The following is a 14419-nucleotide window of genomic DNA, read 5'->3' on the forward strand; positions in this document are numbered from 1 at the left end:
TTGCGGTTCAGGGGGCCCGCTCGGCGAGCACCCGGCTCAGATGGGCGGCGAGCTCGTCCACGTGCGGCGGGTCGAGCAGCGACAGATGGTGACCGGACACCGGCACGACCTCCAGGCGCGGGCACACCTCGTCCCAGCCCAGCGCCTCGTCGTCCCGCTCGTACGCCGGGTCGCGCACGGTGTGCGGCGCGGGTTCGGCGGCCCGGTACAGGACCACCGGACCGTCGTAGCCGCCGGGCCGGTGCGCTTCCCCGATGCCCAGGTCCAGGTACGAGGCCCGCTGGTGCTCCAGCGCGGCGGGCGGCACGTCGGCGGCCTCGCGCAGCGCCCGCAGCACGGCGTCGATGCGCGCCCGGTCGTCGTCCATGGCGACCAGCTCGTCGTAAGGCAGCCGCAGTTCCACGCCGTAGGCATCGGCCACGTGCCGGGCGAAGCCCTCGAAGTGCGTCCGGATCCGGTCGGCGCGCGACTGGCCGGGGCGGGGCAGGGGGCGCACGGAGTCGATGAGCACGACCAGCGGGACGTCCCGCCCGGCGGCGCGCAGCTGCCGCGCGGTCTCCTGGGCGACGAACCCGCCGAAGGACCAGCCGCCCAGCACGCAGGGCCCGTCGGGGTGGGCGCTTGCGATGGCCTCGGCGTAGCGGCGGGCCTTCTCCGGCACGGTCCGGGCCTGCTCGATCCGCGCCAGGCCGTACACCGGCCGGTCGTCCCCGAGGCGGTCGGCGAGCGCCCGGTACACGGTGACCGGGCCGCCGGCGGCGTGGGCCAGGAACAGCGGCGGACGGGAGCCGGTCGCGCGCAGCGGGCGCAGCGGGGTGTTCAGGGCGAGCCGCACGCGGGCGGCGGCGTCCTCGACGGTGACGGCGGTGAACAGGGCGCGCAGGGGCAGCTCGATGCCGAACTCGCGCTCCACGGCCGTACGGATGCGGACCGCCATCAGCGAGTCCAGGCCCAGGTCGGCCAGGGCGGTGCCCGGGGTCAGACGCGTGGGCGGATGACCGGTGACGGCGGCGATGTGGTGGACCAGCCGAGCCAGGACGGAGGCGGGTTCCGCCGGCTCGGCGGGACCATGCGCCGGGGCCGTGCGGCCGTCTGCCGGTTCCGGTGCCACGCGGCTCGGTGCGTCCGTCGGTTCCGGTTCCGGTTCCGTGTGGGCCCGGCCGTCCGCCGTTACGCCCTCCGTCGGCTCAGGCCCGGGGCGGCCCCGGCCGTCCGTCCACCAGTGCCGTACGTGCCGCCACCGCGGTGCGGGCAGGTCGATGACCCGGCCGGGTGGCACGGGCAGCGGCTGGCCCGCCGCGTAGAGGGCGGCCAGTCGCCCGGCGAACGCCTCCGCCCCGTCGGCGTCCCGGCGCAGCGTGGCCAGGGTGAGCGCGCCGGGCACGGTGTCGGCGACGGCACCCGTCAGCACCGGGTGGGGCGAGATCTCCACGAACGCGGTGTGGCCGTCGGCCGCGGCGGACGCGAGCGCCCGGTCCAGCCGTACGGGCCGCCGCAGGTTGGCCGCCCAGTGATCGGCGTCGAACACGCAGTCGCCGCGCGGGTCGTCCAGGACGGTGGAGTGGACCGGGACGACCGGTCGCCGGCCCCGGACGCCGGACAGCGCCTCGACCAGCTCCGGCAACAGCCCGTCCACGTGCGGGGAGTGCCCGGCGCCGACGACCCGCATGGCCCGGGCCGCCCGGCCCTGCCCCTCCAGCCGGCGCACGAGCCGGGCCACCGCCGCCTCCTCGCCGGTGACGACCTTCTGCCGGGGCGAGGAGTGCACGGCGACGTGCACACCCCCCTCCAGCGACTCCACTTCCGCGTCGTCCAGGTCCACCACCGCCATCGCCCCGCCCCGCAGCCCGCTGAGCAGCCGGGCCCGTACGGCGATGACACGCGCCGCGTCCGCCACGTCCAGCGCGCCCGCGCAGACGGCCGCCGCCACCTCGCCCATGGAGTGGCCGATGACCGCGGCGGGCTCGACCCCGTGGGAACGCCACAGCTCGGCCAGTGCCAGCTGGAGCCCGAACAGCACGGGCTGGGCGACCTCCAGGCGGTCCAGGGCCGCCCCGGAGGACAGGTGGTCGTACAGGGACAGACCGCACTCCGGGGCGAGCTGCGGGTCGAGCTTCTCGACGGCGGCGGCGAACGCGGGCTCCTCGGCCAGCAGCCGCCGCCCCATGCCCGGCCACTGGCTGCCGTAGCCGGAGAACACCCACACCGGGCCGGGCCCCACCCGGTCGCGGTCACCGGTCACCACGCGCGCGTCCGGACGCCCTGCCGCCAACGCGTCCAGCGCGTCCACCAGTTCGGCGCGGTCACGGGCGACCACGGCGGCGCGTACGGGACCCCGGCCGGCCCGCCCGGCCAGGGTGCGCGCCACGTCGGCCGGACGGGCCGCGCCGCCACGCAGCCGGTCGGCGAGCCTGCCCGCCGTGTCGCGGATCCGCTCGGCGTCGACGTCGGACAGCAGATGCAGACGCGCGGCGGGCTCCCCGGCCGCCGGGGCCGGGACCAGGCCCGGCGGCCCCTCCTCCAGCACCACATGGGCGTTGGTGCCGCCGAAGCCGAACCCCGAGACCCCCGCGACGGCCGTGCCGCCGTAGCGGGGCCAGGGCTCCGGCTCGGTCACCACCCGCAGCCGGGCGTCGGCGAGGGAACTGCCCTCCGCGCAGTGCAGGGACGGCGGGATGCGGTCGTGGTGCAGGGCCAGCACGGTCTTCACCAGGCCGGCGACGCCCGCGGCCGACTCCAGATGACCGAGGTTGCCCTTGACCGACCCCAGCAGCAGCGGCTGGTCCGGGTCGCGGCCCGCGCCGAGCACCGCGCCGAGCGCGCCCGCCTCGATCGGGTCGCCCAGCGGAGTGCCGGTGCCGTGTGCCTCCACGTAGTCGACGTGCGCCGGGGCCAGCCCCGCCCGGGCGTACGCGCTGTGCAGCAGCGCCTGCTGGGCGGCCGGGTTCGGCGCCATCAGGCCGTTCGAGCGGCCGTCGGAGTTGACGGCGGAGGCCCGGACGACGGCCAGCACGCGGTCGCCGTCCCGCTCCGCGTCGGACAGCCGCTTGAGGATCACGGCCGCGCAGCCCTCGCCGCGCCCGATGCCGTCGGCCGCCGTCGAGAACGGCTTGCACCGCCCGTCCGGCGCGAGGGCGCCCGCCCTGCGGAAGGCGACGCTCACGGCGGGCGACAGCAGCAGGTTGACGCCGGCGGCGATCGCCGTGTCGCTCTCGCCGGTGCGCAGGCTGACGCAGGCGTGGTGCACCGCCACCAGCGACGACGAACAGGCCGTGTCGACGGCCAGGCTCGGCCCGCGCGTGTCCAGGACGTAGGCGAGCCGTCCGGCGGCCACGCTCAGGGCGCCCCCGGCCGGGGCCCAGGGGTCGACGGCGGCCGGGTCGGCGCCGGTGAGCTGCCCGTACTCCGGTGCGGAGATGCCGACGAACACCCCGGTGGCGGTGCCCGCCAGGGACCCGGCCGGCACGGCGGCGTGGTCGAGCGCCTCGTGGACCACCTCCAGCAGGATCCGCTGCTGGGGGTCCATCACCGCGGCCTCGCGGGGGGTGATGCGGAAGAAGTCCGCGTCGAACCCGGCGATGTCGTCGAGGTAGCCGCCGAGCGGATGCGCGTCGGCGGGCGGGAAGGGGGTGAAGTCGCGCCAGCGGTCCTCCGGGACGCGTCGGATCGCGTCCGTTCCCTCGCAGAGCAGCCGCCAGTAGTCGTCCGGGCCGTGCACCCCGCCGGGCAGCCGGCAGCCGACCCCGACGACCGCGACCGGCTCGCCCTGCCCGGTCGGCCCGCCCTGTCCGCCCGGCGCTCCCGGGCGCGGCACCGGGGCGGCTTCGGCCTCCGCGCCGCACAGCCGCGCCACCAGGGCGTCCCCGGTGGGCGTCTCCCACAGCAGCGTCGCCGGCAGCTCGCGGCCCGTCGCCCGGGACAGTTCACCGGCCAGGGCGACCGCGTCCCGCGAGGCCATGCCGAGATCCGCGAGCGGCCGGTCCATGGGGACGTCCTCGGGGGCCGTGCCGTACCAGCCGGCCACCCGCTCGGCGATCAGTCGGCGCAGCGCGCCCTCGTCGGCGGGCCTCATCCCGCCGCACCCGCCGTCGCCGCACGCTCCTGCCCGCCGTACGCGCCCTCCAGGTACCTGGCCCGGGTCAGCGCCCGCGACACCTTGCCGCTGGAGGTGCGCGGCACTGTGCCCGGCGGGACCACGACGACGTCGGCGAGCCGCAGCCCGTGCCGCGCGGAGACCGCGCCCCGCACGGCCCGCACCACAGCCGGCACGTCCAGCTCGGCGAGGCGCGCGGTCCGCGCGTGCTCGGCCACGACGACCACCCGCTCGCCACCGGCGCCGCCCGGCACGGCGAACGCCGCCAGCCGGTCCCGGCGCACCGCCTCGTGCGCGTCCTGGGTCGTGGCCTCCACGTCCTGCGGATAGTGGTTGCGGCCGTCGACGATGATCAGGTCCTTCAGCCGCCCCGTGACGACGAGCTGCCCCTCCAGCACCGTCCCCAGATCGCCCGTGCGCAGCCAGCCGCCCGGACCGGCCGCGCTGTCCGCGAACTCGGCCCCGAAGACATCCCCCGGCCCCCGGTTCCAGTAACCGCGGCCCACGTTCGGCCCCTGCACCCAGATCTCGCCGACCTCGCCCTCGGACAGCAGGGCCCGCGTCACGGGGTCGGCGATCCTGACCCGCTGGCCCGCCGGGGTCCCGCAGCCCGCCAGGAGCACGGCCCGGGGATCGTCCGGCCGGGCCGGCAGGGCCTTCCCGGCGGCCAGGGCGTCACGGTCCAGCGCGAACCGGCGCAGCGGCTCACCCGGCCGGGCCGCGCAGACGAACACGGTGGCCTCGGCCAGCCCGTACGACGGGCAGTGCGTGCCGGGCGGCAGGCCCTGGCCGGCGAACGCCGCGTGGAAACGGTCGGCCGTGCCCGGGCGGACCGGCTCACTGCCGTTGATCAGCGCGGTGACCCCGTCCAGCCGCAGGCCCTCCTTCTGCTCGTCGGTGACGGTCGCGGCGCAGTAGTCGTAGGCGAAGTTGGGCGCGGCGCTCACGGCGTTCGGGTGCGCGGCGAGCAGCCGCAGCCAGCGCACGGGCTCGTGCAGGAACGCGGCCGGGTCCATCAGCACCGACAGCAGCCCGCGCACCACCGGCGCCGCGACGCTGAGCACCAGCCCCATGTCGTGGTAGAGGGGCAGCCAGCCCACGCAGGTGACCGGGCGGGCGTCGGCACCGTAGGCGGCCAGTGCCTGGCGGGCGTTGGCGACGACGTTGCCGTGGCTGATCTCCACGCCCGCCGGGGCGCGGGTCGAACCGGAGGTGTACTGGAGGTAGGCGGTCGCCCCGGGGTCCTGGGCGACCGGCCGCCAGTCCCGTCCGGCGTCGTCGGGCACCTCGTCCGCGACGACGAGCCGCGGCCCGTCGGCACCGAGGAAGTCCCGCACCTCGTCCCGGGCCCGGCCCGTGGTCACCACGACCGAGGGCCGCGCGTCGGCCAGGACGCCCGCGAGCCGGTCCGCGTGCCCGGGCAGCCCCGGCGGATACAGCGGCACCGCGACCAGCCCGGCGGCCAGGGCCGCGAGGAAGGCGGTCACGTACTCCGTGCCCTGCGGGCACAGCAGGGCGACCCGGTCACCGGGCCCGGCCTCCTCGGCGAGGCGCGCGGCGAGCGCCCGCACCCGCACGTCCAGCCGGCGCCAGGTCAGCGTGCGGTGGACGCCGCGCGAGTGCGGCGCGGGATGCTCGACGAAGGTGAAGGCCCGGCGGTCCGGGGTGGTCTCGGCCCAGTGCCGCACGAACTCCGGCAGCGTCGGGTGAGCGGGCGCGAGCGGGGGGCGACGGCTGTCCATCGGGCGGGGCTCCTCACGGCGCGGATCGGCTGACGAGTCGCGAAAGGGCGGTCAGAGGGAGTCGGTCAGAGGGATGTGGTCAGACAGGCGGGGTCAGGCAGGCGCGGTCGAAGATGTGGTCGGAGATGTGGTCAGAGGGGGATGTTGCCGTGCCGGCGTTCCGGCATCGGGGCGCGTTTGCCGCGCAGGGCGCGCAGCGCGCGGCACACCTGCCCCCGGGTCTCGCGCGGCGCGATGACGGCGTCGACGTAGCCGCGCTCGGCGGCGAGGTACGGGGTGCCGTGGGTGCGCTCGTACGCGGCGAGCAGCCGGGCGCGCAGGGCCTCGGGGTCGTCGGAGGCGGCGAGTTCGCGCCGGTGCAGCACGCCCACCGCCCCCTCGGCGCCCATCACGGCGATCCGGGCGGTGGGCCAGGCGAGGTTGACGTCGGCGCCCAGGTGCTTGGACCCCATCACCGCGTAACCGCCGCCGTACGCCTTGCGCACCACCACCGTCACCTTGGGCACGGTCGCCTCGGCGTAGGCGTACAGCAGTTTCGCCCCGCGCCGGATGATGCCGGCCTGCTCCTGCCGCACGCCGGACAGGTAGCCGGGCACGTCGGCGAAGGTCAGCAGCGGGATGCCGAACGCGTCGCAGAACCGCACGAACCGCGCCGCCTTCTCGGAGGCGTCGATGTCGAGGACCCCGGCGGCGTGCAGCGGCTGGTTGGCGACGACACCCACCGAGCGGCCCTCGACGCGGGCCAGGGCGCAGATGATGTTCGGCGCGAACAGCTCCTGCACCTGGAGCAGTTCACCGTCGTCGACGACGGCGTGCAGGATGTCCCGCATGTCGTAGGCCTCGCCGAGCCGGTCGGGGACGACACTGTCGAGCCCGGCCCCGGAGGGCGCGTGCCCGGGCGCGTACTCCGGGGGCCGCTCCAGGTTGTTCGCGGGCAGGTACGACAGGAGGTCGCGCACGGTGTCGAGGGCGTCCTCCTCGTCGGCGGCCAGGAAGTGGGCGTTGCCGTTGACGGCGTTGCTGGTGCGGGCGCCGCCCAGCTCCTCGGCGGTGGTCCGCTCGCCGGTGACCGTCTCGATGACGTCGGGGCCGGTGACGAACATGTGCGAGGCGCCGTCCACCATCACCGTGAAGTCGGTGATCGCCGGCGAGTACGCGGCACCGCCCGCGCACGGCCCGAGCACGACCGAGATCTGCGGGATCACCCCGGACGCCTTGACGTTGCGGCGCACCAGCTCGGCGTAGAGGGCGAGCGCGGCGACGCCCTCCTGGATGCGGGCGCCACCGCCGTCGTTGAGCCCGATCACCGGGCAGCCGGTCTTCAGGGCCAGTTCCATCAGCGCGACGGTCTTCTCGCCGAAGGCCTCGCCCATGCTGCCGCCGAACACCGCGGAGTCCTGGGCGAACACGCACACCGGGCGGCCGTCGACCGTGCCGTACCCGGTGACGACCCCGTCGCCGTAGGGACGTCGGTCGTCCTGCCCGATGGGCCGGGCCCGCACGAACAGGCCGGTCTCGGTGAAGGAGCCCTGGTCCACGAGCCGTTCGATCCGCTCCCGGGCCGAGAACTCCCCGCGTCTGCGCGGTCCGCCCGGGGCCACCGCCCGCGCGCGGCGGTCCGCCAGGCCGGCGACGCGTTCCGCGGTGCTCCCGGGCGCGTGCGTCACGATCTCCCCCGGACCGGATGCTGTCACTTCTGTGCTCACAACCACCTCCGAAGCGGTTCTCGAATATGGCAGCGAGGCGGGGGAGGGCCGTGCGGATCGCCGTACTGTGTGGGGGAGTTGAGTGCTCCGGCGCCGAATTTCATACCCGTGTGACAAGGGACCGCCGGACGCGATTCAGTGGCGCGGGTGCTGAATGCGTTCTCCTTCTTCTATTGGACGTCCGGGCATGCGGCGACCAGGCTGGACCGCACCATCGCCGGACAAGCGGAACGACAGCCGGAAGAGGTCACGAGCCCATGCACACCCGCCGTATCGGTGACGTCGAGGTCAGCGCGATCGGACTGGGCGCGATGCCCATGTCCATCGAGGGACGACCGGACGAGGACCGCTCCCTCGCCACCGTCCACGCCGGAGTGACCCTGATCGACACCGCGGACGCCTACCACCGCGACGCCGACGAGGTCGGTCACAACGAGACCCTCATCGCCAAGGCCCTCGCCTCCCACGACCGCGGCGCCGACGTACTGGTCGCCACCAAGGGCGGCCACCTGCGCCCCGGCGACGGCAGCTGGACCCTCGACGGCAGCCCCCGCCACCTCAAGGCGGCCTGCGAGGCCTCGCTGCGCCGGCTCGGCGTGGAGGCCATCGGGCTCTACCAGTTCCACCGCCCCGACCCGCGCGTCCCCTACGCCGAGTCCCTCGGCGCGATCCGGGACCTCCTGGACGAGGGCAAGATCCGCATGGCCGGCATCTCGAACGCGAACCCCGAGCAGATCCGGCAGGCCGACGACATCCTCGGCGGGCGCCTGGTCTCCGTGCAGAACCAGTTCTCCCCGGCCTTCCGCTCCAGCGAGCCGGAGCTGCGCCTGTGCGACGAACTCGGCATCGCCTTCCTGCCCTGGAGCCCCCTCGGCGGCATCTCCCGGGCCGGTGAACTCGGCTCCGCCCACGCCCCGTTCGCCCGGATCGCCGAGGCGCACGGGGTGAGCCCGCAGCGGGTGTGCCTGGCGTGGATGCTCGCCAAGTCGCCGGTCGTCGTGCCGATCCCGGGCGCGAGCCGCCCGGAGACCATCCGCGACTCGGCCGCCGCCACGGACCTCACCCTGACGCCCGAGGAACTGGCGGAACTGGACGGAGCCTGAGCGCGCCGCCGGTCCTCCTCCGCGGACGCGCCCTCCGGCGTCGGCTCCGAGCGGTCGCCTCGAACCGCGAGCACCATGCGCACACCGCTGCCGCGACTACCACGCGGCGCTTCCGCCGTCGCTCTGCGCGGCCGGCGGAAGCATGCGGCGGGCCGAGCTGTTCAGAGGGCTCCGAGAGCACAGGCCGTCGTCGCGTGGTTGCGGCTGACTCCGGCTATGAGCAGCAGGTCCCGGCACATGCCTGTATCCACCCTCTCTGCCACACGGCACGCCTCCTTCACCCGGGGGCCGACTGCGTAGCCCTTTTGGTGGAGGTAGTTCTGGCACTGGACTTCATTGGCCTGTGCGGGCCCGGCGGTGGCCAGGACGGCAGCCCCTCCGATGAACACGGATGCGGCTAAACCGGTCAGCGCTCGCTTGATACGCACGTTCCCCACCTTCCTTGTCGCTCCCTTGGCGATGCGCACCGACGGTGCCCTGGGACGCTGCCCCGCGCGAGCACGCGAATAAACGGTTCCGCGGAGGACGCCGCCTCCTCCCCGGGCCGGTACAGCGCAGCCCACGGGGCCGCCGGCCACGACTGACCGATCCCGTAGCGGCCCATCGGCGGTCGTCCAGGCGCTAACGTGTCGTGAGGGCGCTGTCGCGGAGCGTCCAGGGGGCGGGGTGAGCCGTGGTCGACATTCCTGCGCGACTGCTGATGTCGCTGGCGAGGCGTGACGCCGGTGAGCGTGAACGGCAGGCGTGGGCCGCGCTGAGTGACTTGGTGCGCGGCTCCGTCGGACCGGGGGCTCGCGAGATGGCGGCGCTGGAAGAGGAGCCGGCCCGGGCAGCGCGTGCTCACCTGCTGAGCGCCGCTCTGTCCGCACGGGCCGCCGCGGACGCGGAGTTCGGTGCGGCTCTTCGCGCATGGGCCGAGCGGGCCGGCGAACCGGACACGCCGACGGACCCGGTCGAGTCCCGGTCGGGTCACGTGCCCGGGGATCACCATCGCGGCCGCCTGATCGCCTTGGTGCGGCGTACCGCGGCGGCAGCCGGCGCTCTCGGCAGGGGAGACACGCACGAGCGGCTCCTCAGGCAATCCTCCGCCCTGGCGAACGACCGCTTCCGTGTCGTGGTGGTCGGCCGGAGCCGCGTGGGCAAGAGCACCCTGATCAACTCCCTCCTGGGCGCGGAGGTGCTCCCCCAGGCCCCGCAGCGCACCACCGGGGTGACCACCGTGGTCTCCTACGGACCGGCCCCCACGGCCTACCTGTATCCGGCCCGCTCCGGCGGATCCCCGCCAGCGCCCCGCACAGAGGTCACCGTGCGGGACGTCGCGGCGCACCTTGCGCCCGGCCGCGACAGCTTGAGGCCAAAGGCGCGCTATGAGCGCGCCGAGATCCACTGGCCCGCGGAGCTGTGCCAGGAGGGACTGGTCTTCGTCGACTCACCCGGCATGGACGCCGACCACTCCTACGGGCGGCACGACACGGGCCCAGCGGTGCTCGGTGCCGATCTGCTGATCGCGGTGCTGACGGCGAGCGATCCGCTGTCCTTCACGGAGGCCCGGTTCCTAGGCGATCGCCTACGAGCACCGAGGGCCGTCCCCGCCTTCCTCGTCGTCACCAAGGAGGACCGGGTCCCCGAGCACCAGCGGTCCGCCCTGCGCGCGCACCTGCGCGAGCAGGTGACTCCGCTGATGCGCGCCGGTGACGCGCTGTTCTTCGTCCATGCTCGCGGGACACCGACGGCCGGCGGCGGACAGGACGGTACGGCGATCCCGGACACGGGCCTGGCCGAACTCGAACGGGCACTGTTACGACGGGCCGCGGCGCAGCGTGCGCCCGCTCTCCTGCGGTCCGCTCGTGACCTGGGAATGACGGTGGACTCCCTGGTGGCATCCGGGCACGACGCGCTGCACGTACTGCGGAGCGACCAAGCCGTCCTCGCCGAACGGCTGTGGCACGCTCGTCGAGAGGGGACGCTTCTCATCGAACGGACCCGCGAGTCGATCGTGGTGGAGGGCGAGCGCTTCTTCAACCACGTCGCCGACGAGTGCCCGCGGTGGGCGACGGAGGCGCAGCTCACGGCGAAGGTGGGACTCCGGCTGCAGGACACTCTGCGGGCCAGGGCCGATGAACTGACCGGTCTGCTCCTGCGGCGGGCGCAGCAGGAGGTGGACCTCTGGACCGACACGGTGCGTGGCACGGTGCGGGAAGCCTTGGATCACTTGGCCGGTCTCTTCGACACGGCGCCCGCCGACCCGCTCGCGGACTTCACCTTGACGCGCTTGCTGGCGGCCACCTCGGTGACACCGACCTCCTTCTCGACGCTGGACCGCATCCTGGGCAGTGTGCCTCTCCCCGGCATGGCGCAGGTCGCCGTCTGGTTGATCTCCCTGTCCTCGTTCTCCGAACTGGAGGCGCGGTTGCGGGCCGAGACCGCCGAGAAGGTGGCCACGGCACTGCGCAAGGGAGCGTCGCGCGACGCCGAGGAAGTGGCGGCACTGGCTGTGGAGCCCCTGCGCGAGTTCCTCCATGCCGCGGAGAACCGCAGTCGGGAAGACATACGGTCATGGGCCCGGTCCGCGCGGCGACAAGAGACGGATCTGATGTCCTGCCTCGACTCGCTGCAATACATCGAAGCCGAGTACCGCCTGCTCGTCGAGGAGATGCGCGCCACCGAGGAGACGGCCGCAGGCCAGGGCCTCGGACCGGCCACGGGCGGGCCGCAGTCGTGGGCGCCTCGTCTGACCCTGCGGACCGCGGCCCTGCGGGTCGGCGAGCCGGTCGTGGTGGACGTACGACTCGAACCGGCCGGCCCCGGCGGGGCGGCAGCGGAAGACATGCTGCCTCCCATGGTGCTGGTCTCCTCCGTAGGGTCCGCGGCTTCCCTCGAGCCACCGGCGGCGGAGTACGCCGTCGAAGGCCCGCCCGCGGCGTTCACCTTCATCGCGCGTGAACCCGGCGCTCACCGTCTGCGCTTCACCGTGTACGACCGGGACCAGGGACGCGTGCTCCAGGACTTCGAGGCGATCGTCCACGTCCCGGCGCCCCTCCTCGCGCCGGTCTCCGGCGCTGCCGGAGGGGGAAGCAGTTGACCATGTCCGAGGAGGCGACGGTTCGTGTTCTGCACAATCCGTCGCGCGACTTCACGGCTCTGCCCGCGAGGCGGGGCGGGGCTGACGCGGCACCGCCCGGTGACGCACCGCTGGACCTCATCGTCGCCCTGCGACGCAGTGGAACCGACGGGCTCCACATGACGGCCTTCAGGCCCGGCGAGCGCAGCCCACGGACTCGGATCCACCATGCGTACCTCACCGCGACCGCCACCGCCGTCCTCAGGACGGCCGGACGACTGCGTACGACCTGGCGCGATCTCTTCGTACGGCATCAGCTCGTGGACGGCGACGGCACCGCCGTCGCTGGATACCCGCTCGCCGACGCGGCCGATCTGACCCCGTACGCGGCGGACGCCGAACTGCTCACGACCGAGCTCGCCAGGGAGGGCCAGTACCTGCTCGACCGGCTCCTCGCCGGGGAGAACCATGAGGTGAGGGAGTTCCGCGCGCACCTGTTGGGCGTGCTCGGCGGGGAGGAAGGACTGCGCATCAGCTTCGACTCCGACCTCCATCTGCCCTGGCCGATGCTCGCCGTCGAAACGCCGGACGCCCCGCACGCGTTCTCCGGATTCCTCGGCTACCGGCACCAGGTGGAGCAGACCGGGGCGTCGTACCCGGTGATCCAGGGTGAGGTGGCTCCTCGCCGGTTGCCGGCGGCGAGCCTCAACACGGATGTGGCCCTTGCTCAAGTGGGCCGGGCACCGCAGGTCCGCAAGCTGTTGGAGGAACGCGCGACCCTGACGGTGCGGACGCAGTCCGCGGCGCTGCTGAGTGCCTTGTCCGATGCCGTACTGGACGACGACATCATGTACTTCTGGTGTCACGGGCGCTTCGTCGACAACGGCTCGCAGCATCCGCACCTCGCCGTCAAGCTGTCCGACGAACGGTGCGTCGACGCGGATCTGATCCTGCGGGAACGGACCAGGTACCGAGGCTCCACGGACGCGATCTTCCGTCCGTTCGTCCTCCTCAACGCCTGCCACACCGGCCAGGCAGCCGCCTCGCCGGAACTCGAGCATCTGGGCAGAGCCCTGGTCGACATGGGCGCGTGCGGTGTGCTGGGCTCACAGATAGAGATCCCGCAGAGCTTCGCGGCGGAGTACGCCTACGCGTTCCTCGACCTCTATCTGGGCAGTGGTCTGACGGCCGGCGAGATCACCATGGCTCTCGTGCACCGCTTCGCACGGGAGTTCTCCAACCCGCTGGCGTTGACCTACACGCTGCACTGCGGAATCGACAGTCGGCTGGAGACCACACGATGATCCGTCGATCAGCGGGTGGTCATTTCTCGTCAGATCCGTCACTGCTGAGAAAAAGGTGTGAATGTTTCCGCGTGGTTCGGGCATACGCAGCGCAAACCACAGAGAGGGGCGCTACGTGCTCGTACCGGACCGGAAGGCCGTCAGAGAGCTGCTGACGCGGTATGCGTCGCTGAGGATCGCTCAAGCGGAGAGGCACACGCCGGCGACGGCACGCGAACTGGACGACGTCAGTTACACGCTGTGCGTGATGATGGGGACGTCCGACATCAGCGATGCCATCGCCAAGGCGGATGTGCTGCTGCTCACCAAGGAGCGGTCCGCTGCCGCGGACGCGGACGGGGAGAACGGTCTGACGCTGGTCGGCTGAGATCAGGAGCCCGGGCCCGGACCCGGAGCTGCCCCGGCGGTCCGGGAACGGGCCGCCGGGGCAGCGGTCTTCCCGTGGAACGCCGTGCGGTACGCGTACGGCGTGGTGCCCACCACCTTGCGGAACCGCTCCCGGAACGCGGTCGGTGACCCGAACCCGGCCTGCCCCGCGATCCGTTCGACCGAGTGGTCGGTGTTCTCCAGCAGGTACTGGGCGCGCCGCACCCGCGCCCGCAGCAGCCACTGCAACGGCGTGGTGCCGGTCTGCTCACGGAAGCGGCGGCTGAAGGTCCGCTCGCTCATCCCCGCGCGCGCCGCCAGCGCGCCGAGCGTCACCTCCTGCGCGAGGTTGTCCTCGATCCACTCCAGCAGCGGTTCGAGCGCCGAGCCCCGGGGCACGGGCGGGTGCTCGTGCACGATGAACTGGGCCTGGCCGCCCTCGCGTTCCAGCGGCATGACCGACATCCGGGCGATGCCCGCCGCGACGGCCGACCCCAGGTCCCGGCGGATCATGTGCAGGCACAGATCCAGCGCGGCGGCCGCACCGGCCGAGGTGAGGATCTGCCCGTTGTCCACGTACAGCACGTCCGGCTCCACCTCGACCTGCGGGAACCGGCGGGCCAGGTCGCCCGCGGCGACCCAGTGCGTGGTGGCGCGCAGCCCGTCCAGCAGCCCCGCCTCCGCCAGGACGAACGCGCCCACGCACACGGACGCGATGCGGGTACCGGCCTCGGCCGCCTGCCGCAGGGCGGCCAGCACCCGGGCGGAGGGCGGCGCCGCCTCGGGCGAGCAGCCCGGCACGATGACGGTGTCCGCCTCGGCCAGGGCCTCCAGTCCCCGGTCGACGCGCAGGGTGAAACCGCCGTCCGCCCGCACCTCCGGTGTCTCGGCGCACAACCGGACCCGGTAGGCGGGCCGCCCGTCCGGCAGCCGGGTCCACGCGAACGTCTGCTGGGGCGCCGCCATGTCGAACGGCACCACGTGATCGAGAACCAGGATCGCCACGGTGTGCATGGCCGCCACCCTAGGGGCATTTCCGCCAAC

General features: G+C 74.0%; 8 protein-coding genes. 4 read left to right on the forward strand and 4 right to left on the reverse strand.

The window, feature by feature from the left end; all coding sequences use genetic code 11:
• Positions 1-7: 7 nt before the first annotated feature.
• From ABZ386_RS40630 to ABZ386_RS40640, 3 genes are all read right to left on the reverse strand, one after another.
• Positions 8-4072 (reverse strand): type I polyketide synthase, encoded by a 4065-nt coding sequence (locus ABZ386_RS40630; protein WP_358968533.1) that lies wholly within the window; start codon positions 4070-4072, stop codon positions 8-10.
• On the reverse strand, positions 4069-5835 hold the full coding sequence (locus ABZ386_RS40635; RefSeq protein WP_358968535.1) for a fatty acyl-AMP ligase: 1767 nt from the start codon (positions 5833-5835) through the stop codon (positions 4069-4071). The genes ABZ386_RS40630 and ABZ386_RS40635 overlap by 4 nt, the downstream gene beginning before the upstream one ends.
• A gap of 131 nt (positions 5836-5966) precedes the next feature.
• Entirely contained in the window at positions 5967-7502 is a 1536-nt protein-coding gene (locus ABZ386_RS40640; RefSeq protein ID WP_358968538.1) for an acyl-CoA carboxylase subunit beta, read from the reverse strand.
• 296 nt (positions 7503-7798) lie between these two features.
• Between ABZ386_RS40640 and ABZ386_RS40645 the strand changes: the two genes are divergently transcribed.
• The 4 genes from ABZ386_RS40645 to ABZ386_RS40660 all read left to right on the forward strand — a co-directional run bounded on the left by ABZ386_RS40645 (position 7799) and on the right by ABZ386_RS40660 (position 13376).
• The gene (locus ABZ386_RS40645) at positions 7799-8644 is read left to right on the forward strand and encodes an aldo/keto reductase (RefSeq protein WP_358968540.1); all 846 of its coding nucleotides are present in this window, start codon (positions 7799-7801) and stop codon (positions 8642-8644) included.
• Between the two features lie 673 nt (positions 8645-9317).
• Positions 9318-11726, forward strand: a complete 2409-nt coding sequence (locus ABZ386_RS40650) for a dynamin family protein (protein ID WP_358968543.1) — start codon at positions 9318-9320, stop codon at positions 11724-11726.
• A gap of 2 nt (positions 11727-11728) precedes the next feature.
• The gene (locus ABZ386_RS40655; RefSeq protein WP_358968545.1) at positions 11729-13009 is read left to right on the forward strand and encodes a CHAT domain-containing protein; all 1281 of its coding nucleotides are present in this window, start codon (positions 11729-11731) and stop codon (positions 13007-13009) included.
• 115 nt (positions 13010-13124) lie between these two features.
• The gene (locus tag ABZ386_RS40660; protein WP_114257127.1) at positions 13125-13376 is read left to right on the forward strand and encodes a DUF5133 domain-containing protein; all 252 of its coding nucleotides are present in this window, start codon (positions 13125-13127) and stop codon (positions 13374-13376) included.
• Positions 13377-13378: 2 nt separating this feature from the next.
• On the opposite strand, the gene ABZ386_RS40665 is transcribed toward ABZ386_RS40660, so the two are convergent.
• Positions 13379-14389 (reverse strand): helix-turn-helix domain-containing protein, encoded by a 1011-nt coding sequence (locus tag ABZ386_RS40665; RefSeq protein ID WP_356618864.1) that lies wholly within the window; start codon positions 14387-14389, stop codon positions 13379-13381.
• Between the last annotated feature and the right edge of the window lie 30 nt (positions 14390-14419).

The organism is Streptomyces sp. NPDC006140 (genome assembly GCF_040628815.1).
Taxonomy (GTDB): Bacteria; Actinomycetota; Actinomycetes; order Streptomycetales; family Streptomycetaceae; genus Streptomyces.

Coding starts and splice junctions, on each gene's coding strand:
- ABZ386_RS40630 (WP_358968533.1), bottom strand. CDS start 4,072: ATGAGGCCCGCCGACGAGGGCGCGCTGCGCCGACTGATCGCCGAGCGG.
- ABZ386_RS40635 (WP_358968535.1), bottom strand. CDS start 5,835: ATGGACAGCCGTCGCCCCCCGCTCGCGCCCGCTCACCCGACGCTGCCG.
- ABZ386_RS40645 (WP_358968540.1), top strand. CDS start 7,799: ATGCACACCCGCCGTATCGGTGACGTCGAGGTCAGCGCGATCGGACTG.
- ABZ386_RS40655 (WP_358968545.1), top strand. CDS start 11,729: ATGTCCGAGGAGGCGACGGTTCGTGTTCTGCACAATCCGTCGCGCGAC.
- ABZ386_RS40665 (WP_356618864.1), bottom strand. CDS start 14,389: ATGCACACCGTGGCGATCCTGGTTCTCGATCACGTGGTGCCGTTCGAC.